This window comes from Chryseobacterium sp. NRRL B-14798 (assembly GCF_050470705.1).
GTDB lineage: Bacteria > Bacteroidota > Bacteroidia > Flavobacteriales > Weeksellaceae > Chryseobacterium > Chryseobacterium cupriresistens.
Map to the genome: position 1 here is coordinate 3,560,515 of NZ_JBFLUL010000005.1, position 21,511 is coordinate 3,582,025.

18 protein-coding genes are annotated in these 21,511 nt (G+C 36.7%); 5 read left to right on the top strand and 13 right to left on the bottom strand.

Annotation, left to right across the window (positions count from 1 at the left end):
* Positions 1-123: 123 nt before the first annotated feature.
* On the bottom strand, positions 124-906 hold the full coding sequence (locus tag AB1278_RS16440) for an AraC family transcriptional regulator (RefSeq protein ID WP_429815752.1): 783 nt from the start codon (positions 904-906) through the stop codon (positions 124-126).
* Positions 907-982: 76 nt separating this feature from the next.
* Here AB1278_RS16440 and AB1278_RS16445 point away from each other — a divergent pair, with 76 nt between their 5' ends.
* Positions 983-2,125 (top strand): MFS transporter, encoded by a 1,143-nt coding sequence (locus AB1278_RS16445; protein WP_429815755.1) that lies wholly within the window; start codon positions 983-985, stop codon positions 2,123-2,125.
* A gap of 136 nt (positions 2,126-2,261) precedes the next feature.
* Here the strand turns inward: AB1278_RS16445 and AB1278_RS16450 are convergent, their stop codons facing one another.
* The 4 genes from AB1278_RS16450 to rpsA all read right to left on the bottom strand — a co-directional run bounded on the left by AB1278_RS16450 (position 2,262) and on the right by rpsA (position 9,254).
* Positions 2,262-3,254, bottom strand: a complete 993-nt coding sequence (locus tag AB1278_RS16450) for an alpha/beta fold hydrolase (protein WP_429815758.1) — start codon at positions 3,252-3,254, stop codon at positions 2,262-2,264.
* A gap of 88 nt (positions 3,255-3,342) precedes the next feature.
* A complete protein-coding gene (locus AB1278_RS16455) occupies positions 3,343-4,320 on the bottom strand; it encodes an EamA family transporter (protein WP_202838502.1) in 978 nt (325 codons plus the stop codon).
* Positions 4,321-4,448: 128 nt separating this feature from the next.
* Positions 4,449-7,076 carry a T9SS-dependent M36 family metallopeptidase gene (locus tag AB1278_RS16460; RefSeq protein WP_411413641.1) on the bottom strand — a complete coding sequence of 876 codons (2,628 nt, stop codon included), beginning with the start codon at positions 7,074-7,076 and terminating at the stop codon, positions 4,449-4,451.
* A gap of 387 nt (positions 7,077-7,463) precedes the next feature.
* Positions 7,464-9,254, bottom strand: coding sequence for a 30S ribosomal protein S1 (rpsA, locus tag AB1278_RS16465; protein WP_137905342.1), 1,791 nt, complete (start codon positions 9,252-9,254; stop codon positions 7,464-7,466).
* A 475-nt stretch (positions 9,255-9,729) separates the two neighbouring features.
* Between rpsA and AB1278_RS16470 the strand changes: the two genes are divergently transcribed.
* The gene (locus AB1278_RS16470) at positions 9,730-11,037 is read left to right on the top strand and encodes a DEAD/DEAH box helicase (RefSeq protein ID WP_343643197.1); all 1,308 of its coding nucleotides are present in this window, start codon (positions 9,730-9,732) and stop codon (positions 11,035-11,037) included.
* A gap of 78 nt (positions 11,038-11,115) precedes the next feature.
* Here the strand turns inward: AB1278_RS16470 and AB1278_RS16475 are convergent, their stop codons facing one another.
* A complete protein-coding gene (locus AB1278_RS16475) occupies positions 11,116-12,009 on the bottom strand; it encodes an SMP-30/gluconolactonase/LRE family protein (RefSeq protein WP_137905343.1) in 894 nt (297 codons plus the stop codon).
* A 254-nt stretch (positions 12,010-12,263) separates the two neighbouring features.
* Between AB1278_RS16475 and ccoG the strand changes: the two genes are divergently transcribed.
* Positions 12,264-13,706, top strand: a complete 1,443-nt coding sequence (gene ccoG, locus AB1278_RS16480) for a cytochrome c oxidase accessory protein CcoG (protein WP_202838505.1) — start codon at positions 12,264-12,266, stop codon at positions 13,704-13,706.
* Positions 13,707-13,838: 132 nt separating this feature from the next.
* On the opposite strand, the gene AB1278_RS16485 is transcribed toward ccoG, so the two are convergent.
* Positions 13,839-14,720: an AraC family transcriptional regulator gene (locus AB1278_RS16485; RefSeq protein ID WP_202838506.1), complete on the bottom strand. Its 882-nt coding sequence runs from the start codon at positions 14,718-14,720 to the stop codon at positions 13,839-13,841.
* Positions 14,721-14,923: 203 nt separating this feature from the next.
* On the opposite strand from AB1278_RS16485, the gene AB1278_RS16490 reads away from it, so the two are divergent.
* Complete coding sequence (locus AB1278_RS16490; protein ID WP_062671077.1) at positions 14,924-15,268, top strand: MerR family transcriptional regulator; 345 nt, start codon at positions 14,924-14,926, stop codon at positions 15,266-15,268.
* A gap of 106 nt (positions 15,269-15,374) precedes the next feature.
* Here the strand turns inward: AB1278_RS16490 and AB1278_RS16495 are convergent, their stop codons facing one another.
* Positions 15,375-15,599, bottom strand: coding sequence for a hypothetical protein (locus AB1278_RS16495; RefSeq protein WP_202838507.1), 225 nt, complete (start codon positions 15,597-15,599; stop codon positions 15,375-15,377).
* 237 nt (positions 15,600-15,836) lie between these two features.
* Here AB1278_RS16495 and AB1278_RS16500 point away from each other — a divergent pair, with 237 nt between their 5' ends.
* Positions 15,837-17,096, top strand: coding sequence for a helix-hairpin-helix domain-containing protein (locus tag AB1278_RS16500; RefSeq protein ID WP_202838508.1), 1,260 nt, complete (start codon positions 15,837-15,839; stop codon positions 17,094-17,096).
* A gap of 78 nt (positions 17,097-17,174) precedes the next feature.
* Here AB1278_RS16500 and AB1278_RS16505 read toward each other — a convergent pair whose 3' ends face one another.
* The 5 genes from AB1278_RS16505 to AB1278_RS16525 all read right to left on the bottom strand — a co-directional run bounded on the left by AB1278_RS16505 (position 17,175) and on the right by AB1278_RS16525 (position 21,401).
* Positions 17,175-18,386 carry a hypothetical protein gene (locus tag AB1278_RS16505; protein ID WP_202838509.1) on the bottom strand — a complete coding sequence of 404 codons (1,212 nt, stop codon included), beginning with the start codon at positions 18,384-18,386 and terminating at the stop codon, positions 17,175-17,177.
* A gap of 180 nt (positions 18,387-18,566) precedes the next feature.
* Complete coding sequence (gene rluF / locus AB1278_RS16510; protein WP_110009312.1) at positions 18,567-19,289, bottom strand: 23S rRNA pseudouridine(2604) synthase RluF; 723 nt, start codon at positions 19,287-19,289, stop codon at positions 18,567-18,569.
* Positions 19,289-19,783, bottom strand: coding sequence for a hypothetical protein (locus AB1278_RS16515; protein ID WP_202838510.1), 495 nt, complete (start codon positions 19,781-19,783; stop codon positions 19,289-19,291). Before AB1278_RS16515 ends, rluF begins: the two co-directional genes overlap by 1 nt.
* 80 nt (positions 19,784-19,863) lie before the next feature.
* Positions 19,864-20,562: a tRNA pseudouridine(55) synthase TruB gene (gene truB / locus AB1278_RS16520; RefSeq protein ID WP_110009310.1), complete on the bottom strand. Its 699-nt coding sequence runs from the start codon at positions 20,560-20,562 to the stop codon at positions 19,864-19,866.
* Positions 20,563-20,582: 20 nt separating this feature from the next.
* A complete protein-coding gene (locus AB1278_RS16525) occupies positions 20,583-21,401 on the bottom strand; it encodes an undecaprenyl-diphosphate phosphatase (protein WP_202838511.1) in 819 nt (272 codons plus the stop codon).
* Positions 21,402-21,511 lie beyond the last annotated feature (110 nt).

The window sequence follows — 21,511 nt, forward strand, 5'->3', positions numbered from 1 at the left end:
GTATTGGTAGTACAATTTTATGAAATCTACTATGAATCAGACTTTTCATAAGACAAGAAATATTGTATGACATCAACCTTGTCAAGGTTAACAATCTTACTTTTTATCAGCTGTACAAAAGGACTATTCATTCTTCATGAGATACTGCAAAGGAGTGGAACCTGTCTGCTTTTTGAAAAATTCAATAAAAGCACTGTCTGATGAAAAGTCCAGGATATAGGATACCTCTCCTATTGAATTTCCTTCCACCAAAAGTTCAATTGATCGCTGCAACCGCCACTGCTGTCTCCAATCCTGATAAGACAGTCCGGTTTCTTTTTTAAAAATACGGCTGATCGTTTTCTCCACCGCTCCTGTTTTTTCTGCAAAATCTTTTAGCATTGGAGGCATAGATTTCCGCAGTGTCCATTCTTCAGCTATTTTCGTAAAACGCTTATCCTGCGGCATTGTAAGTTCCAGTTTTTCTTCCGGAGCTTTACTCAATTCATCCCAGAATACTTTTAAAAGATTAGTTTGATCCTGTCTCAACCCTGACCATTCCCAGGAACAAATTCTTTCAATAATTTCTTTTAACAAGGCGTTGACATGAAGAACTTTCAGGCCATGTTTCATATATCTTTGGGAATATTTTTCATCAAAATAAATGGATCTGTAGGCCACAATATTTCTGAAATTCACACGATGAACTTCATGGGCAGGAATCCAAAGCATTCTGAACGGAGGGAGAACCAGCTGCCTGTCGGAAGTCGTTACAGTCATACAGCCTGATGGCGCATACAACAGCTGAGATTTCGTTGTGTGAAAATGAAAACCGGAGTCATGCATCACCATATCAGAGGTTATTCCAACTACTTTTTCAGGGATTGAATCAGCATCAAAGACGTCGTTTTGTTCCAGTACAGTCATGTCCTATTTTTGATATTTTTTGTTTTTATATCATTATAAATATACATTGATTTTTTGGAAACTTTGCAGAAAAAAAATGAAAAAGACAAATCCTATCTGGCTGCTGACCCTGCTTGTGATGCTTCCGCAGTTTGTGGAAACCATCTACAGTCCTGTTTTGCCAATGGTACAGGAACAGTTTGGAGTCCATGAAGAAACAGTTACCTTAACAATCAGTTTATATTTTATCGCATTTGCACTGGGTGTGGCATTTTGGGGAGTGCAATGCGACAGGATCGGAAGGAAAAAATCATTGGAATATGGTCTCATTACCTATGGGGCAGGAACATTGGCGGCTGTTTTTGCTCCTGATTTTATGGTTCTTCTGGGAGCCAGGATTATTTCTGCATTCGGAATTTCGGTGGGTTCCATTGTAACACAAACCATTTTAAGAGATACTTTTGACAAAGATAATCTCAGCAAAGTATTTTCCTGGATCGGAATAGGCTTGTCCATCAGTCCGGTAATCGGAATGGTTACAGGCTCAATACTGGCTTCCTCCGGCGGACATCAGAGCGTATTTATTACACTGTGTATCTTGAGTATACTTTTTTTACTCCTTTCCAGACAGAAAATTGCTGAAACTCATCATGTAAAGAAATCCATCAACTTGAAGACGTTGATCAACTTGTTGAAACGGATGCTGCTTGATCAGAGTATCATCAAGTGCTGCTTATTGATTATGAGCTTTAATGTCTTGCTATTTTCATACTATTCACTGGCTCCGTTTATCTTTAAAGAAAATCATTATTCCTCTTATGTTTTCGGGTACAGCAGTATAATACTGGCTGGCGGTACCTTCGTGGGAGCAAAGCTTAACAGATTTTTGTTATTGAAGAATATACGGTCTGAATATTTAGTCAAAGCAAGTACCTTCTCCGCATTGGCTGCCTCTGTTTTTGTCTGGGTTCTGACAGGTACAGGAATTTATTTTTTAATTCCCTATTTCTTTATTGTGATGGCATTCAGCATTGCGATTCCCAATATTTTAAGCACTGCATTGATCCATTATAAAAATGAAACAGGAAGCGCCGGGGCTTTATTAGGATTAATTTATTATGTTCTGATAGGTTTAGGATTGGTGAGTATTGGACTGATACAAAATCTGGGAATTGCGTGTGTCCTGTTTTCTGGAATTGGAGTTTGTACTTTATTGCTGTTTGGGAACAAAAAGAATTGATTTTGAAACATTAAGTTAATAAGAATAGTTAAGTTTCATCAAAGATGAAAAATTAAGCAAAATGTTTATAAAGCTTATGATTTTTACTCACTTGCAAAAACTTAATGTTTCAAATATTTTATATTTTAAAATTAATCTATTGTATAAAATCATACAGTGCTTCAAAAAATTTAGGGTAGACCTCGATATGCGGAAGATGCCCGACATTTTCAATCTCGACAAGCTTTGAACCCGCAATTTCACGTTGGGTTTTCTTTCCCAATTCCTGATATTGCCCCATTTTAGGTTGAAGTTCTTTAGGAGCTCTGTCCTTTCCTATTGCGGTTCTGTCTCTTGTTCCAATAATAAGCAAGGTAGGAACTTTTATATTTTTAAATTCATAACATACCGGCTGATTGTAAATCATATCCGAAGTAAGCGCTGCGTCCCATGCAACCTGAGGATAATCTTTATGAAGTGTCCATCCCGCAATTAAGTCCAGCCAGGGCTGATATTCTTCTTTCCATTTGTTGTCATAATAGAATTTCAGCTGATAATTTTTATAGGTTTCGGCTGTATTTTTAAGTTCAGACTGATAAGCCTGGTCAATAGTCTGGTAGGCTGCAAAAGTTTTATAATCTTCCAGTCCGATCGGGTTTTCGAGAATCAGTTTCTGTACTTTTTCAGGATATAATAACGTAAATCTGGTGGCCACCATTCCTCCCATTGAATGTCCAAGTACGATGGTTTTGTCAATTTTCAGTTCATCCAGAACCGCTTTTGTATTTTCTGCAAGCTGTGAAAAAGAAAATTGGTAAGCATGAGGCTTTGAAGACTTTCCAAATCCTATCTGATCAGGAATCACTACCCGGAAACCTTTAGCAGAAAGGTCTTTTGCTGTTCTCTCCCAGTACGCTCCATTAAAGTTTTTACCGTGGAGAAGCATGACCGTTTTTCCGTTGGGTTTTTGCGGCTTTACATCCATATAAGCCATTTTCAAATCTTCACCCTGAGACTTGAAATTAAGAAAATGAACTTCGTAAGGATATTGATAATCAGACAGCATTGCATCCAGAGGTTTTACCTGTGAAAATATAAAACCGGAGACCGTTAAAGCAAAAGCGGACATTATATTTCTGAAATGTTTCATAAAACGTTTATTTAAAGATTAAAATTAAAAAAACCGCTCCAAAAGGAACGGTTTTAACTGTTATTTTTAGTTAATATTTTTCAGACCATTATGCCATTGAAACTTCTTTTTCCTGTTTTGAAGGTAAATTCATTAAAACAATTGCAAAAAGAATCAAGGCAATACCTACCCACTGAATGAAAAATACTTTCTCTCCCAGCAAAACGAAAGCCATGGTTACGGAAACCGGAAGTTCCAGTGATGAAACGATACTTCCAAGGCCCAATCCTGCATTGGGAAACCCAACATTGAATAAGATAGGCGGAATAATAGTTCCAAAAAGCGCCAGTACAAATCCATACGTGAGAAATATTGAATAATTAAATGAATGGATATGTTCTGTATTATCAGTAAAATTCAGGTATAATGATTTTAAGCCATCAAAATACATAGGCCCTATCTGGGCAAAGAATAAGAATGCAAAAACGACAACTGAACCACCCGCCAGCATAATAATACTCTTTCGGAAAACCGGAAGATGAGTAGCCAGCGTATTAGAGGTGAACATTGTTAAAGTATATGAAGCGGCTGCCATTAGCCCCCAGAATACTCCGTGCCAGTCCAGCTCTATTTCCATATTAATAAGATTGGTTGCCAGAACCGTTCCCAACAAAACGATAACCACAGAAACCACTTTTCTTGTGTTGGGAAGTTTTTTAGTTAGAATACTTTCTACCACCACACTGAACCACACCGACTGCATCAATAATACAATAGCAATGGAAACATTGATATATTGCACGGCAATATAGTAGAATAAACTTGTTCCGCCCAAAGAAGTTCCTGCAAGCAAGAGCATTCTTACTTCTTTAGAACTGGGCACCGATAATTTCTGTTTTGAGGTTAGGGTCTGAATAAAGTTCAGGATCAAAAGTCCCGTCAAACCTAATACGAATTGGGAAGTAGTTACTTCTGAGGTTGTAAAGCCATCATGATAAGCCATTTTTACAAAAGTGGCCAACATACCGTATATACTAGCTCCAATCCCTACAAATAAAACACCTTTTAGTATATTTTTCTTCTTCATAATTTTTTTAACAGCCTGCAAAGGTACAACATATAAATTAAATCATTCAGCAGTGTCATGGTGATAGATAAATAAAATCGCCACAAGCAAAGCTTGTGGCGATTTTTGAGATTGATTATAAAAGTAAATTATTTCTTAACCATTACTTTAGATGCAACTTCAAAACCTAGTCCTTTGATTTTAACCATATAAGTTCCGTTGACAAGGTTGCTTGTAGAAATTGCTTTCTTGGCATCCGGTGAGATTTTATCTTCTGAAGAAACCAGTTTACCAGACATATCATACAATTCTACGCTTACTTTTCCAAGAGTATTGCTTGGGAATTTAATATAGAATTCATCTTTGGCCGGGTTTGGATAGATAGAAATGTTGTTGTTCTTATCTGCCTTTACATCATTGGTAGCCAATAAACATGCTTCCGGAACGTTAAAGTCCTGAACCTGATCATTAATATTATTTTTAGCTCCTGCTGATGCATTCACTCCTAAACCTCTTCTTGCAAAAACTCCCCAGATCATACATTTATCCTGTCCCTGAGTTGTTGCCATCTCAGCTGCCAATATTGCATTTCTTCCATCAATAAAGCTAGGATTACAGCCCTGAAGTTTAAGAGCGTCTGTTACTAACTGTAATACTTTTGTGCTTCCGTTAGGGGTTGTTGACAGTACATCTGAAGCATAACCGTATTTTTCAACATATTTCCAGTGAAGATCCCATAACATGGTTGCCCAGACAAAACCAATAGAGTGTACATCCGGAACAATTGCTGATCCGTTATTGTATTCCATTCCGTTGGTATTTCCGTATGTAAATCCGTTAACCGTCATGTTGGTAGAATATTTTGCAGGTCTGATACCACCACCTGTTATAGGCTGACCTATTGCATAAGTACCAGTACCTCTCGCTACTGTAGCATCGTCTCCTGCTTTGTTTGTCAGCATTAAAGCAAAGAAATCAGACCATCCTTCTCCCATCTGTTCCTTACTCACGCCTGAATTCAGACAGTTGTATCCGGTACCGGTCATTCTGTTGGATATTCCGTGACCGTATTCATGGGTTACGATTCCGTTATCAAAACTTCCGTCAGGAGTCTGGTTTCCTTTTAGAGTAACATTTACTGTTGTACTTGCTGCAAGGTGAGTTTTGATATATTCCCCTTCTGCATTGGTAATCAATACTGAAGGGATTGTAATTGTAGGGTCATTACCCGCCATATTTCCCAGAGTAGAGCCATTGGTCACGTTATTATATATAATGGCCGCTTTAGCTCCGGCATCCTGAAGATTTTTCACTTTTACAGCAAAAGCACATGTTCCTCTCTCAACAAGTCCTATTTTATTAGTCAATGAGCTTGCAGGTAAAGCCGTACATCCGTCTAAAACTGATGAAAGTGCAACATCTCCTGTCAGGCCGTTCATTGGTAGTGGATTACCGAACTGTGCAGTTCCTGCTCCCGGTGTTCGGGAAACAGCAACACTTGGTGCATTATAGAAAAATACTCTTCCAACCGGAGACCAGAGATACATTTGCATTCTTCCATTATAACCATCCTGCCCTGAAGAGAAATTCGCATTATTTAATCCGCTTCCATCCTGCGCCTCTGCATATACAGAATCATCATCTCCTCCAACAGGTCCGTTACCAAAATTGTTCTGCTGGAAATTTCTGGCAGATTCTGTAAATCCAAATTTATAGAAAACGTCGTGAATTCTGTTATTCAGATAAAATAAATTTGTAATAGCAGCATTTCTGTTATTTAACGGAGTTTCATTGATGTTAAAAGGGAAATCAAAATTTCTTGTTGCTCCTCCGTCTGCCGGAGTTCCTGTAAGATAATCAGGTGCAGTTAAAGCAGTTCCAGCCGAATCTTCATAGGCAAAAACGTTATTTCCTCTTGTAATCGTGTAATGATTGGTTCCGTCAGAATGCCATCCTTCAGGAGAAGCACTCAGGATCCAGGGGTTGGTAATAATAGATCTTGAACCAAAAGTTGGTGCTTCAATAGGTAATGGAAATACATTATATGATGCATTATCCGGTAGAAGTAACGGAATATTATTCTGTGCTAGGTTATTCTGAGGTCCCACCAGGGTATTTTCAAAGTGATCGGCATGGCTATATTCCGCATCTGATGAATAAGCATCGTGATGAAAATTACAGGATAACGTAAGATTACTTTTTAACAGGATATTTCCATTATTGGCATCTACTACAATATTCCAGTAATTGGGAGACTTTGGCTCCATTAAGGTATATTCATATGCCAAACGGAGGTTTCCGCTTTCATCATTTGCGTATACCAATCTTTGATTGGCTGAAGTCGCTTTCTTCTGAGTTTTTTCAAGATACTCAAGAATAGTGAAGTTTGCTATCTCAGGATTTTTCAGATCTTCAGCAATCTTCTGAAGCGCTGTACTTTTACTGATTGCAGCTGTACCAGATGTAGATGCAGTATAATCTTTTACAAAATTATCGGTGTAGTAAACAATTTTATTGTCCTGAATCAATGCTGTTCCTACAGAGCTGTATATTGGCAAACCATTATACGTCTGTAAAAATTTAACAACATTACCATTCAATGATTTTGACAGATCTACATTATCAATAATGATATTATTAAGATCAGACTTTTTATATTCCCTGATTTTATTTTGAGAAATATAATCTTTAATGAGTTTTTCATTATCCTGTCCGAATAATATTGCCGGAAATGCAGAAAATACTGCAAATAAAATAGGTAAAGCTTTGTTTTTCATATCCATTATTAAAGGCGCTAATCTACAAATAATTCACATAACTTTAATACTTTTTATATTAAAAATTAAACATAAATCAAGACAAATAAAGAAAAAACACTTTGAAATCAATTTACATATTTCTCAATCATTAGAACCCTGCATTATATTTATGCGTACCACATTATGTTTACCACATGTTTAATTCTTTTTCATACAAACATTTTCTTTTTATAAGTCATTTTAATGAATATAAATTTCTGTCCCACAGAAATCTGCTTTTACTGTTTTTTTACCCGATAGTTTTGTTTTTTACTGTCTTATTACACTTTTTTATATTCCTTCCCGTATAGCCATAAAAAAAGCCGCTCATTTGAGCGGCTCTTATGTATTATAATGGTTCAAAGATTATTTACCTTCTTCCATTTTTCTTTTCAACTCTGCTAATGCATCGATGTCTCCAAGAGTAGATCTTTCTTCGTTGTTAGAAGAAGAAGTTACGTTTCTAGAAGAAGCTTCTTTTACGTTTTTCTTCTCTTCGTCTCTGAAGATACCTGTGTGAGATACTACTACTCTCTTGAATTCTTTGTTGAATTCGATTACTTTGAACTGAGCTTCTTCACCTTTTTTGATTTTAGATCCATCTTCTTTCTCTAATAATCTTGAAGGGCAGAAAGCTTCAACCTCAGCATCCTCGAATTGAACAGAAGCTCCTTTATCGTGAACTTCTACAGCTTTACCAGCGTGGATAGTTCCTTCAGCATATTTAGTTTCGAATTTATCCCATGGGTTTTCAGTCAATTGCTTGTGACCTAGAGATAATCTTCTAGCCTGAATATCTAATTCAAGAACTACAACATCTAATTTATCACCTACTGCGCAGAACTCAGATGGGTGCTTGATTTTCTTAGTCCAAGAAAGATCAGAGATGTAGATTAATCCGTCGATACCTTCTTCTAACTCTACGAATACACCAAAGTTAGTGAAGTTTCTTACAGTTCCTACATGCTGAGATCCTACCGGATACTTAGCTTCGATGTTTTCCCATGGATCTTTAGACAATTGCTTGATACCAAGAGAAATTTTTCTTTCTTCTCTGTCTAAAGTTAATACTTCAGCTTCTACTTCATCACCTACTTTTACAAAATCTCCAGCAGATCTTAAGTGAGTAGACCAAGACATTTCAGAAACGTGGATTAATCCTTCAACACCTGGAGCGATTTCTACGAATGCACCATAGTCAGCAAGAACTACTACTTTTCCTTTTACTTTGTCACCTACTTTCAAGTCAGCAGAAAGAGCATCCCAAGGATGAGCTTCTAATTGCTTCATACCTAATTGGATTCTTGTTTTCTCATCATCGAAATCAAGGATTACAACTTTTACAGTTTGTCCGTCCTCAAGGATTTCAGATGGGTGGTTCACTCTAGACCAAGAAAGGTCTGTAATGTGGATCAATCCATCTACACCACCTAAGTCAATGAATACACCGTAAGAAGTGATGTTCTTAACAGTACCTTCAAGAACCTGTCCTTTTTCAAGCTGAGCGATGATTTCTTTTTTCTGACCTTCGATATCTGCTTCGATCAATGCTTTGTGAGATACCACTACGTTTTTGAACTCAGGGTTGATTTTCACAACTTTGAACTCCATAGTTTTTCCTACGAACTGATCGTAATCTTTAATTGGCTTAACGTCAATTTGAGAACCAGGTAAGAATGCTTCGATTCCGTGAACGTCAACGATCATACCACCTTTAGTTCTTGATTTAACAAAACCGTTAACGATTTCTCCAGTTTCGTGAAGTTCGTTTACTTTATCCCAAGCTTTAAGCGTTCTCGCTTTTCTGTGAGATAACTGTAATTGTCCAGTTTTGTCTTCTCTCTTGTCAACCATTACTTCTACCTCGTCACCTACTTTCAGGCCTTGGTTGTAACGGAATTCGTTTAGAGAGATAACACCTTCAGATTTGAAGTTGATGTCTACGATAGCTTCTTTATCAGTTAATCTTACAACTTTACCAATTAGAACGTCGTTATCGTCTAAGTTGTTTAATGATCCGTTGTAGATTTCTTCTAAATCGCTTTTTTCTTTTCTCGCATCTGCATCAAGACCTGATTCGAATGAATCCCAATCAAATTGTTCTGGTGCTACATTTTGGTTTAATAAAACCTCTGCTGAATTTGTCTCTTTTGACATTTTCTAATAAATTTGTATTCCTTCTTTTTTAACGGTTTGAATAAATGCAGATTAAAAAATACGGAAGTAATTAATTTTAAGTAATTTACTCTTCAAACCTTTTCGCCACAAAAGTGGGTGCAAAGATATGAATTTTATTTAAAATAAGCAATAGATTTTGCCAGGCTAATATTTAACTTATATATTTAAAAATCAACACCTTGATTAAAAGGATGCTTCGACTGAGCTCAGTATGACATTCTAATACTAACCGTCTTACATTCAGAATTAAGCAATATCCGATGTCATAATGACCATACACTGAAAATTTACAAGAGGCATCAATAAGCAGAAGACAAAAATGAGATTCTTCATTTCGCTGCGCTTCATTCAGAATGACAGTAAGACAGAATTAAAGAAGGACCACACTTTCCAATCCTTCTCAAACTCTCCTACTCTCAAATCCTCAAACTCCAAAATTCACTACCTTTGCAGCATGGAATTACAGCCGATCTATCAAAAACTGCAGATTCAGGATATGAATCAGATGCAGAAATCTACTTATAAAGCGTCTGAAAGCAATACAGACATTGTCTTACTCTCTCCTACAGGATCCGGGAAAACGCTGGCCTTTTTATTTCCTGTTCTCAGAAATCTGAAAAAAAATGTTCAGGGTGTTCAGGCTTTGATACTGGTTCCGGCAAGGGAACTTGCTTTACAGATTGAGCAGGTTTTTAAATCCATGGGAACAGATTTTAAAGTTTCTGTATGCTATGGAGGACATGACAAAAAAATTGAGGTTAATAATTTAATTGAAGCTCCGGCTGTATTGATCGGAACTCCGGGAAGAGTTGTTTACCACTTGAGAAATAATAATTTTGATCCGAAAACAATTAAGACTCTGGTTCTTGATGAATTCGACAAAGCTCTGGAACTGGGTTTTCATGATGATATGGGATTCATTTCCAATTCTTTAAAAGAACTTTCTCAGAGAATTTTAACGTCTGCCACAGCTATGGATGAAATTCCCACGTTTACAGGCTTAAAAGATGAAAAAGTAATCAATTTCCTTAAAGAAAATGATGTAAAACCGGATCTCCAGCTGAGAAAAGTGATGACTATTCCGGAGGAAAAACTGGATACACTTTTCAATCTGGTTTGTAAAATCGGAAACAAAAGAACCCTGATCTTCTGCAACCACCGTGATGCTGTAGACCGTATCTCTGAACTTCTTCATCAGATGGGAATAGACAGAGAAACCTTCCATGGCGGTATGGAACAGGATGAAAGAGAACGTGCGCTGCTGAAATTCCGTAATGATTCTGCAAGAATTCTTATTACTACGGATCTTGCTGCCCGCGGACTTGATATTCCTGAGGTAGAATCGATTGTTCATTATCAGCTTCCTCCAAAAGAAGATGCTTTCATCCACAGAAACGGACGTACCGCAAGAATGAATGCCAAAGGTTTTGTCTACCTGATCATGACTGAAGAGGAAAACTTCCCATTTATTAAAAACAATACTCCTGAAGAAAGCGTTGCCGGATTCACTAAAGTTCCGCAAAAAACACCTTTCCAGACGGTTTACATCAGTGCAGGAAAAAAGGATAAAGTAAACAAAGTGGATATTGTAGGATATCTGTTAAAGAAAGGAGAGCTTCAAAAAGAAGATGTGGGAATTATCGAAGTAAAAGATACGACATCATATGTTGCCGTCTCCAGAAATAAAGTAAATGCCCTTTTAAGAAAGCTTCAGAACGAAAAACTGAAAGGTAAGAAAGTAAAAATGGAGATTGCTTATTAGACCTCTCACTCTACACTTTATTGTCATTGCGAGGGGCACAGCAACGAAGCAATCTGCCCTCCCCGCAATGACATAATATTATTTAATTCCTTTCACTCTCAGAGGGAAAGTATACACTGACCTGGAGGCAGTAATGAAAAGAATATCATTGTTTTTACCGCCAAAAGTGACATTGGAAGTCCAGTCTTCAGGAATCGGGATGTGATAGATCTTCTTCCCGGAACTGTTGAAAACATGCACTCCTTTTCCTGTCAGGTACAGGTTTCCGTGTTTATCCATCGTCATGCCATCTGACCCCATTTCACAGAACAGTTTTTTCTCAGATAATTTTCCTTCTCCCAATATATCATAAACGTAGGTTTTTCCGGCATCAATATCAGATAAGTACAATTTCTTTAGTTTTTCACTCCCAACAATACCATTGGGTTGGGTGAAAGTTTCTAATTGGGTAACTTTTCCCGATTTATCTCTGTAATAAAGACTTTTATGTTGAATTTCCTGTTTAAAACCAACCCAGTAATCTCTTTCATACAAAGGATCTGTAAAGTACATTCCTCCAAATTCATCATTCCAGACATCATTGGGGCCGTTCAGCCTTTTTCCTTCGAAACCTTTTAGCAGAACTTCTACTTTTTTGTCTTTGGATATCTTCCATATCTCACCCTGATCGTCCGAACAGGTAATCAAATACCCATCTTTGTCAAAGTGTGTTCCGTTTGCCCTTCCTGTTTTATTCAAAAACTCTATCACCTGATTGGTTTTCCAGTCCCAATAATAAATCTTATCATTAGGCTGATCGGTGAAATAAACATTCCCTTCTTTATCTGCTGATGGTCCTTCTGTGAAACTGAACTTGTCCGAAACCTTTTCCGGCTGCACTCCCTCATAAAACATTTTACTATAATTTACTGATTGACAGTTTACCAATGCGAAAACCAAACCAATCATACCTATTTTAAGTATATTCTTCATGCTTCATTTTTAAAGTTGCAATTTACGATATGACCTAGAGGTTTCAAAATATTTTCCCGTTTTGATACAATAAAAACAACAGATACAAAATGTCCTAATTATCCTATTTTGGAAGTAGATCATATTAGTAATGAAAAGATATAATCCGGAGCTTTGCAGTAACAGAATCAATCACTTTTTCATGGAACAGTCAATTTGAAAATAAGATTGGTCAGGATGAAAATTGTACTAAAATACTTTTATAGCATATAACAATGAGCGCAGAGTCCAACAATATCAAGTCTTTGGAAATTGAAAATGAAGATTTCAGAAATTCAGTGGGAACCATGGATGAAACCGGTAAAAGGAAGTGGATTTTTCCCAGAAAGCCCAAAGGAAAGTATACCAACTACAGGAATTACACCAGCTATTTTCTTCTTACTTTATTTTTCGGACTGCCGTTTGTAAAGATCAATAATAATCCTTTTCTGCTGATCAATGTCATCGACAGGAAATTCTTTATTCTCGGACAGCCGTTTTACCTGCAGGACTTTTTTATTCTTGCTTTAGGGGCGGTAACCTCCGTCATTTTTGTGATGTTATTTACTGTCGTTTTCGGAAGAATATTCTGTGGGTGGCTATGCCCGCAGACGCTTTTTATGGAAATGGTCTTCCGTAAAATCGAATACTGGATCGAAGGAGACCGGAATAAACAGATGAAGCTGGACAGACAGGAATGGGATGCAGAGAAAATAAGAAAAAGGTTGACGAAATGGTCTGTTTTCCTTTTAATTTCATTGATTATTTCTCATTTTATGTTCATGTATATTGTGGGCTACGAAGAAGTTTTCCGTATTATGAGTGAAGGACCTGAAGCCAACTCACTGAAGTTTATCGTTATGATCTTTTTTACCATGACGTTCTATTTTGTTTTCGCATGGCTTCGTGAGCAGGTTTGTACGCTGGTTTGCCCTTACGGAAGGCTGCAGGGTGTATTGATCGACAAGCAAACGATCAATGTATACTATGATTTTAAAAGAGGAGAAGGCCGTGCAAAATGGAGAAATAACGAAGACAGAAAAGCAGCAGGAAAAGGAGATTGTATAGACTGTAACCAATGTGTTGTGGTATGTCCTACAGGAATCGATATCAGAAACGGACAGCAGCTGGAATGTGTAAACTGTACAGCCTGTATTGATGCCTGCGATGAAGTTATGGAGAAAGTTGGCTTACCTAAAGGATTGGTCCGCTATGCTACGGAAGCAGAAATTGAAAATCAGGACAAATTCCGGTTTACTCCAAGAATGAAAGCCACAACTGTTATCCTTGCCTTGTTGATTGGGTTCCTTGGGTTTTTAATGTATGACCGTGGTTCTATGGAAGCCAAATTCATCAAACCTGCAGGTTCTACATTTTTTATTAAGAACGGTAAAATCACCAATACTTTTATCTATACCCTTCTGAATAAATCAAACGAGAAAAAGATGCTTACCATCAAAGTGATCACTCCAACGAATGCGGAAATTACCTATTTCGGTTCTGAAAAAATTATTTTGAAAGGAGATCAGATCCTGAAAGGAAACATCAACATTTCCTTTCCTGAAGACGAAATTAAATTCTCAAAACAAAATATGGTCATCGGAGTATTTGATGAAAAAGGACAGCTGGTAGATTCGTTTGAAACTACTTTTGAAGGACCGTTTAAGTTGGCTCTTTAGGTGGCAGGTAGCGGGTAATAAGTTATAGGAAGTAGGAAAAGTAGTTGATATTTCCCATTCCCCTCCTCTGGAGGAGCGGGATGGTTTTCCAACGCATTCCTCCCCAACCTTAAACTTTGAATTTGGAACTCATTAAGCCTTATATTTCCTCATAAACTGCGTGGGAGTCATTCCGGAGCTTTTCCGGAATACTCTTACAAAGTAGGAATATTCTTCGTATCCCAGTCTAAAGGCAATTTCCACCAAACTCTCGTCGAGATACATGAGCATTCTTTTGGCTTCCAGCACTACCCTTTCAGTAATGACATCAGTTGCTGTTTTTTGAACAACAGTCTGGGCAATCCTGTTCAGATGTTTGGATGAAATACCTAACAAAGAGGCATAATGCGTAATGGACTTGTGTTTTGTGAAGTTTTGTTCAATCAGATTTTCGAAATCCTGATAATGTTTAAAATAAGAAAGTCCGGCAGCAGAATCCATTGTATCAAAATCTTTTGAAAACAATCTTGCAGCATTAATAAAAATCTGAGACATTAGTGATAAAATCAGACCTTCTTTCATAATGTTTTTAGCCTGATGCTCTTCTCCCAGTTCTTTAAATAAACTCATGTTTTTCTTCAATTCCTGAGCGTTCAATTGTAGTTTTCGCGGGAAAGATACGGATCCGAAAAACGGAAAATTTCTGAGTTTCTGATTCACATAATGCATTTCATAAAATTCCTGGGAACAAAAGAAAATGTAACCGTCTATATCTTCCGAAAGCTCCCAGCTGTGAATCTGTCCCGGTGACAAGAAGAAAAGACTTCCTTCAGAGACTTCATATCTTTGAAAATCGATCTCATGCACTCCTGTTCCTTTGGTAAAGAGAACTGCTGCATAGAAATCATGTCTGTGAGGCTTCTCTATATGACGATGTCCCAGCACCAAATGACTCTTCATGGTGTTAAAATAAAAATCTGAAGTATTTTTACCCGCCTGGAAAAGATCGATATGAAGAACGGAGATCGGATTCATTGATAAATATCTTAAGGATTCACAAATTTAGATAAAAAGAACCGGTAATAGCTGCTCTTCTTCTCTGTGATGACCAAATGGCTGTTTTGTGATGATTTTACATCTTTATTTTTCCTTTAAAACAAAGTCTGACCGCACTTTTTACAATATATTTTGGATGAAACTTTAAAAAATTTTTATCTTTGAAGTTTAGGAGTTGTAAAATGAAAATAAATTTACCTGATAAGCTGTATTATTCTATAGGAGAAGTTGCGAAAGCATTCGATGTAAACACTTCATTAATACGTTACTGGGAACAGGAATTCCCTATTATCAAGCCTAAAAAAAACAGAAAAGGGAACCGGTATTTCACTCCTGAAGACATTAAAAATCTTCAGATGATCTACCATCTCGTAAAAGAAAAAGGATATACCCTTGACGGAGCCCGTATCGCTCTGACCACCAACAGTAAAATTTCCGAAACCATTACTCTGATCGACCGCCTGGAGTTTGTAAAAGCTGAACTGATCAAGCTGAAAGAGTCTTTAGGAGAACGGGAAGAGGATTAAATGCTTTGAAAATATAAAACCTCCGCTGCAATGAATTGCAGCGGAGGTTTTTATTGATAGTAACACATGGCAAAACCAATGATTCATTATTGCTTTTTGTCCAAAATTATTCTTCTTTCTTAAAACTCACCACCAGATATTCTCCGTTTGAACAGTATTTCTTACAGCTGTCATCTTTAAAGTTTTCAGGCTTTTTGGTGTACTCTTCAATATACCTCGCACTTTCAGCTGTATCAGCCGGAACTATAACAATATGGTAATTGTCAGCCACTGTACTATCGGCTTTTTTTAATGCCTCTTCCTTGTATTTCAATGCTTCAGTGTAATTCATATTCATGATCAATTAATAAGGTTAATAAGTATGATGAAAAAATTACAAAAACCAAGCCGTTTGAAGAAATGCTATATAAAAAGCAATCAAGAATTTCAGTATCAATTACGAAATTATATCGCATAAAAGACAATATTCCCACCACCTTTTAAACCATAAAACACTTTCTCTTTATCATATTTAACCATTTCATTATCAGCTATTGCAGTGCTTTATTTTTATTATTACGTTTACTATATGATGAGAAAAAACTATTACCGGAAACTGGCATTGATGGTCACATTGCTGACTGTTTTATTAGCCTATCAGAAATACACCAGTCGTGAAAAAGAACCTTTTCCTGAAGTTACCTTTATTAAAGATTCTTCAATACGGGATCTATCAGATTTTGATCCTAATCAACTGGACAAAGAACAGTGGCTGAAACTTGGATTTTCAGAGAAACAAACTGCTACTATCCTTAAGTATAAAGATATGATAGGAGGAAAATTTACTTCAAAAGAGCAGTTGAAAAAATGTTATGCTATTTCCGAAGAGAAATTCAGTGAACTTGCCTCTTTCATCTTACTTCCTGAAGTAACAGAAAAAAAGGATCCAAAAGGATTCTCTTCCTACGGAAAGAAAGAAATTCTGGTTTCAGCGAAATTCAATCCTGATCAGTTTTCTGTCCACGACTGGCTTAAGATGGGTTTCAGTGAAAAGCAGGCAGAAGCTATTATAAAGTATAAAAATTATCTCGGGGGAAGTTTTATCAGTAAGGAAAAGTTTAAAGAATGCTTCATCATTTCCCCGGAAAATTACAGCAAAATCGAACCTTATCTTTTGCTGCCGGCAAAAACTCCGGAAAACTTCAGGAATTTCGCGAAGGATAATCCTGTAAAATCCAGAATTCAATATCATATTTTTGATCCTAATCAACTGGACTTAGAGGGCTGGAAAACACTTGGATTCTCAGAAAAACAAGCAATCACAATCCTCAATTACCGGAACCGGAATTTAAGAGGAAGCTTTAAAAGCCTTGACGATCTGCAGAAATGTTTTGTGATTTCTGCTGAGAAATTTCAGGAAATGAAACCTTATATCAAACTTCAGGAAAAACAGCAGGAAAAAACAGACTTTTCAAAAACAGACCTTAATACCATTACGTTTAAACAGCTTATAGAATTCGGACTGGATGAAAAAAGTGCAGGTTCAATCATTGGTTTCAGAAAGAAACTGGGAGGCTTTATGAATAAGCAGCAAATTCTAAGTACTTACAACATCGATCAGGACCTGGTTCAGAAACTGATTTCAATAGCGCCATTGAATACATCAGATGTTCCCCGGTACTCATTAGTAAATGCACCGGAGGAATGGCTTAAAAATCATCCTTATTTCAAGTACTCAGCAGATAAAATCATATTCTACAGGATTAGTAATCCAGATGATAAAAAAATATGGAAACTTTTAAAACTGAAACCTGAGTATGAAGAAAGAATGAAATTATATGTAAAATAACGTGACAACAAGAAGTTGACATAAACTCTTCCAAAATAATATTCCGGAAGAGTTATACTGTAAATAATGTCCTACATTTTAGTGATGCATATAACTGCCTGGTCCGTTAGTTCCTTCAATAGATTCCGGTAGAATTCCATATTTATTCCTTAAATCTACTGTTCCTAATTTTTTCCCGGAATTAATATCAATGATACTAATCGTACCGGAATTTAAGTTAGGAAGATCCAATAGATTATTCTGTACTGCTACAACATCTTTTCCTGACTTGGTTTTAAAGAAAGCCATATGATGCGCCCCTCTGTCAGCTTCAAAAGTCTTCAAAAGCTTTAGCTGGGGAAGATTATTTATATCAAAAACAAGCACTCTTCCAGGATCTGCAAAACTTACATAGAGCTTGTTTGTATCATCAATATACATTTCAAGCGCCCAGCCTAATCCTTGTGTACTTCCGTCAAAAATCTTGGTAAAAGCATCATATTTTTTGGTTGCGGTATTGTATGGGGCAATCCAGATATCACCGCCAAGCATTGTTGTAGCAAGTGCATATTGTGGAAATTTTCCGCGAAGTAACAACACCTCAACCGGAGCGGACAAATCTGCTGGTGAGTCTGCTACCTGGTATGTTTCCTTGATTTCATAGGTATTCAGATCTAACAAAGTACAGGTATTTCCCATTCCTGTCGTAAGATCAGGGTGAATGGTAGAAGTCACCATCATTAATCCTTTTTCCTCATTAACGGAAATGCCATGCGGATACATGATAAACTTACCGGGATTAACCTGAATGGGAGCTTTAATCGTTTTGATAAGCTGATTATTATTAGCATTAAAAACGCCAATACTTCCGTCTTTCGGACCTCCTGCCCCACCCATAAAGGTCATAAAATATCTACCGTCATTTGTGAAAAACAAGTTTTCACCTACTGTATTCTCGCCCGTATCAATAGGAGTTGCACTGATTAATTTCGGCTGTCCGTATTGGTCTTTATCCGTTTTTATTTCATAGAGATAACTGCCTCCCAAAGCAGTGGTGAACATTTTTTTTGCATCCAGATTGTAATAAATATGATGGGGCAATACCCCATTACCCAATTCAAGCTTACTGCTGATGTTTCCAAAATTCGGAGCTTCAGGATCAAGTTCTATAACGGCTATTCCGTCTGATGACCCTTTTATGCTTCTGTAATCAATGTAAAACGAGGTATTATGAGGATGATCGGGATTGTGGTTCTCATTCAGGCAACCCGTGGATATTACCAGAATAACAAACAAGAACACTGAATTCATTTTTAATTTCATGGTTTTGTGATTATCATTGTTAGTATTATAAATATAAAACATTTCCAATGAAAACAAAAACATATTACACTAATATGTGAAAAATAATAAATGACATTAAAAATAATGCTTCCTGTAGTTAATACAAGGAAGCATGAAATTAAAACCGTTAAAGTATCTTGGATATTTTTAATCAAATGTTTTACTGGAATCTACCAGCAAAGAGTTTAAGGTATTAAGCTCCTCATCAGTCATATCTCTCCATTTCCCTATCGGCAGATCAAGTTTGATATTCATAATACGGATTCTCTTGAGTTTTTTAACTTCATACCCCAGATATTCGCACATTCTCCGGATCTGTCTGTTCAGTCCCTGGGTAAGGATAATTCTGAAATTCATTTCATCAATCTTCTCTACCTCACATTTTTTAGTCACAGTATCAAGGATAGGAACTCCATTTCTCATTTTCTCCAGGAATTTTGGAGTGATCGGCTTATCTACACGAACCAGATATTCCTTCTCGTGATTATTTCGAGCTCTCAGGATTTTATTGACAATATCACCGTCACTCGTTAATAGAATAAGCCCTTCACTAGGTTTATCCAGTCTTCCGATAGGAAAAATTCTTTTCGGGTGGTTGATATAATCTACGATATTATTTTTTTCACGTTTGGTATCGGTAGTACAAACGATTCCTACCGGTTTATTAAAAACGATATACACAGGTTTTTCCTGAGGCTCTCTGATGGGTTTTCCGTCTACTTCTACGAGATCCTCATCAGAAACTTTGGTTCCCAATTCAGGAATTTTCCCGTTTATCTTAATTCTGCCTTCCTCCAAAAGTTTATCTGCTGCTCTTCTCGAACAGTACCCTGCTTCTGATAAATATTTATTAATACGTGTCTTTTCCATTAGTCTTTTCCGTAACCGGTATAATTTTTATTGCTGAAAAGGGTAATTCCATAGCTCAGCCCTATGAAAAAACCGTCAGCTCCGTCTTTCAGCCGATGTGATTCAAAAACAATTCCTCCTTCCTGGCTCAATCTTTTTGAATAGGAAACCTGCATTCCCAGTCTCCCGCCCCAGAATTCAGTATCTGAAACAGCAGAGTGATTAAGCTGTTTTCCATAATTAATATCGATATAAAAAGGTCTTTCGCCCGGAGAAAAAATAATCTTTGGTTGAATAACCCAATAAATCAGATGATAATTATCCTGGATAAAACTATATTTAAATCCTGTTCCCAATGCAAAGTTAGGAAGAAAATTATATCCACCCACAGCAGTAATCCCATAAGTAAGATTTCCTAATGAAGATCTGTTTTCAATATACTGCGAATTGCTGGTCTGGTTCTTCTTATTAATATTAAATCCTACATTCAGAGAAGGATTGAAGTAAAAATCCATTTTTGATTTTCCAGTTTCTGTATCCTGAGAAAATGCTTTACAAAAAGAAAATATTAATAAGAAAATGGATAATTTTATTTTCATAGGCTTTCGAATCTGTACTCGTTATTCAGGAACTGATCTGTAGCATCTTCAATGGCATAATCACCAATTTTGGTACGTCTCAGCTGTGTCAGATAAGCTCCTACTCCCAGTTCCTGCCCGATATCATGAGCCAGACTTCTGATGTATGTTCCTTTTGAACAGCCTACCATGAAACTCACCAAAGGAAAATCGATTTTTATGTCTTTGATATAATGGATGGTTGTTTTTCTTGCCTTCATTTCCACTTCTTCACCTGCTCTGGCAAGATTGTAAGCTCTTTCGCCATCAATTTTAATCGCTGAATAAACGGGTGGTTTCTGTTCAATTTCCCCAACAAATTTTTCCAGCACTTCTTTTACCTGTTCTTCAGTAATATGAGAGATATCCTGGTGAAGAATTTCAGGTTTTTCGGTATCATAGGATTCTGTCTGGACACCGATCTTGATCTCTGTCCAATATTCTTTGGGAGCATCCTGAATTTCAGGAATTTTCTTTGTAAATTTTCCACAGCAGACGATAAGAAGCCCGGTTGCTCTGGGATCTAAAGTTCCGGCGTGTCCGATTTTAAATTTCTTGGGAAGATCAAATTCCCTTTTAAGTTTATATTTCATTTTATTGACAGCCTGGAAGGAAGTCCAGTCCAAAGGTTTGTCCAATAAAAAAATGTATCCTGATTTCAGTTCTTCAGCAGTCATGAATGAGTATAAAAGATTTCTTATTTAAAGAAATAGAAATAAATCAACAGAGCTATTCCTACAAAAATACGGTACCAGCCCCAAGGTTTGAATCCATATTTGTTAAGCACACCAATAAATGCTTTAATGGCAATAAGTGCTACAATAAATGCAACGATATTTCCAATTACAAAGATCATAATATGATCCTGTGAAGACATAATCATTTCATATCCTTTCTGCGGATTTGCGGTTTCTTTTCCCCAGGTCTTAACAAAAACTGAGTACACGGTTACAGCAAGCATGGTAGGGACTGCAAGGAAAAAAGAAAATTCTGCAGCAGCCTTTCTGGTAAGGCCTTGTGCCATTCCTCCAATAATAGAGGCCGCACTACGGCTTGTTCCCGGCATCATCGCAAGACACTGCCAGAAACCAATGGTAACAGCATTTCTTACGGTAATTCCTTTTTCATCATCAATTTTAGGATTCCTGAACCATTTATCTGCAAACAATAAAACTACACCACCCAACACCAATACAGAAGAGATCGCAATCTGGTTCCCAAGAACGGCTTCAATTTTATCATCGAATAAATACCCCAACACCAAAGCCGGAACTACAGCAAATGCAAGTTTAAAATAAAACTGAATATTATTTAAGTCAAAAAACTTTTTCCAGTATGCCACTACGACAGATAGAATAGCTCCAAACTGAATAGACACCTGAAACATTTTTAAAAATTCTGTTTCTTCCAACCCCATAAGATTCGCAGTAAATCCCATATGTGCTGTAGAGGAAATCGGAAGATATTCCGTCAACCCTTCTACAATGGCAATAATAATTGCTTTGATTAAATCCATATTCTTTTAAAAATTAAAAAGATTAAAAGATTTAAGAATTAGAAAAATCAGCTCATTGGCTTACATCTTTCAATTCTTAAATTTTTTAATCCTTAAATAAAATTATTTTA

What these genes read in the sequence shown, in the direction of transcription:
- AB1278_RS16440 (WP_429815752.1), bottom strand. Translation starts at nt 906, where the DNA reads ATGACTGTACTGGAACAAAACGACGTCTTTGATGCTGATTCAATCCCT.
- AB1278_RS16445 (WP_429815755.1), top strand. Translation starts at nt 983, where the DNA reads ATGAAAAAGACAAATCCTATCTGGCTGCTGACCCTGCTTGTGATGCTT.
- AB1278_RS16450 (WP_429815758.1), bottom strand. Translation starts at nt 3,254, where the DNA reads ATGAAACATTTCAGAAATATAATGTCCGCTTTTGCTTTAACGGTCTCC.
- AB1278_RS16455 (WP_202838502.1), bottom strand. Translation starts at nt 4,320, where the DNA reads ATGAAGAAGAAAAATATACTAAAAGGTGTTTTATTTGTAGGGATTGGA.
- AB1278_RS16460 (WP_411413641.1), bottom strand. Translation starts at nt 7,076, where the DNA reads ATGAAAAACAAAGCTTTACCTATTTTATTTGCAGTATTTTCTGCATTT.
- rpsA (WP_137905342.1), bottom strand. Translation starts at nt 9,254, where the DNA reads ATGTCAAAAGAGACAAATTCAGCAGAGGTTTTATTAAACCAAAATGTA.
- AB1278_RS16470 (WP_343643197.1), top strand. Translation starts at nt 9,730, where the DNA reads ATGGAATTACAGCCGATCTATCAAAAACTGCAGATTCAGGATATGAAT.
- AB1278_RS16475 (WP_137905343.1), bottom strand. Translation starts at nt 12,009, where the DNA reads ATGAAGAATATACTTAAAATAGGTATGATTGGTTTGGTTTTCGCATTG.
- ccoG (WP_202838505.1), top strand. Translation starts at nt 12,264, where the DNA reads ATGAGCGCAGAGTCCAACAATATCAAGTCTTTGGAAATTGAAAATGAA.
- AB1278_RS16485 (WP_202838506.1), bottom strand. Translation starts at nt 14,720, where the DNA reads ATGAATCCGATCTCCGTTCTTCATATCGATCTTTTCCAGGCGGGTAAA.
- AB1278_RS16490 (WP_062671077.1), top strand. Translation starts at nt 14,924, where the DNA reads ATGAAAATAAATTTACCTGATAAGCTGTATTATTCTATAGGAGAAGTT.
- AB1278_RS16495 (WP_202838507.1), bottom strand. Translation starts at nt 15,599, where the DNA reads ATGAATTACACTGAAGCATTGAAATACAAGGAAGAGGCATTAAAAAAA.
- AB1278_RS16500 (WP_202838508.1), top strand. Translation starts at nt 15,837, where the DNA reads ATGATGAGAAAAAACTATTACCGGAAACTGGCATTGATGGTCACATTG.
- AB1278_RS16505 (WP_202838509.1), bottom strand. Translation starts at nt 18,386, where the DNA reads ATGAATTCAGTGTTCTTGTTTGTTATTCTGGTAATATCCACGGGTTGC.
- rluF (WP_110009312.1), bottom strand. Translation starts at nt 19,289, where the DNA reads ATGGAAAAGACACGTATTAATAAATATTTATCAGAAGCAGGGTACTGT.
- AB1278_RS16515 (WP_202838510.1), bottom strand. Translation starts at nt 19,783, where the DNA reads ATGGATTTTTACTTCAATCCTTCTCTGAATGTAGGATTTAATATTAAT.
- truB (WP_110009310.1), bottom strand. Translation starts at nt 20,562, where the DNA reads ATGACTGCTGAAGAACTGAAATCAGGATACATTTTTTTATTGGACAAA.
- AB1278_RS16525 (WP_202838511.1), bottom strand. Translation starts at nt 21,401, where the DNA reads ATGGATTTAATCAAAGCAATTATTATTGCCATTGTAGAAGGGTTGACG.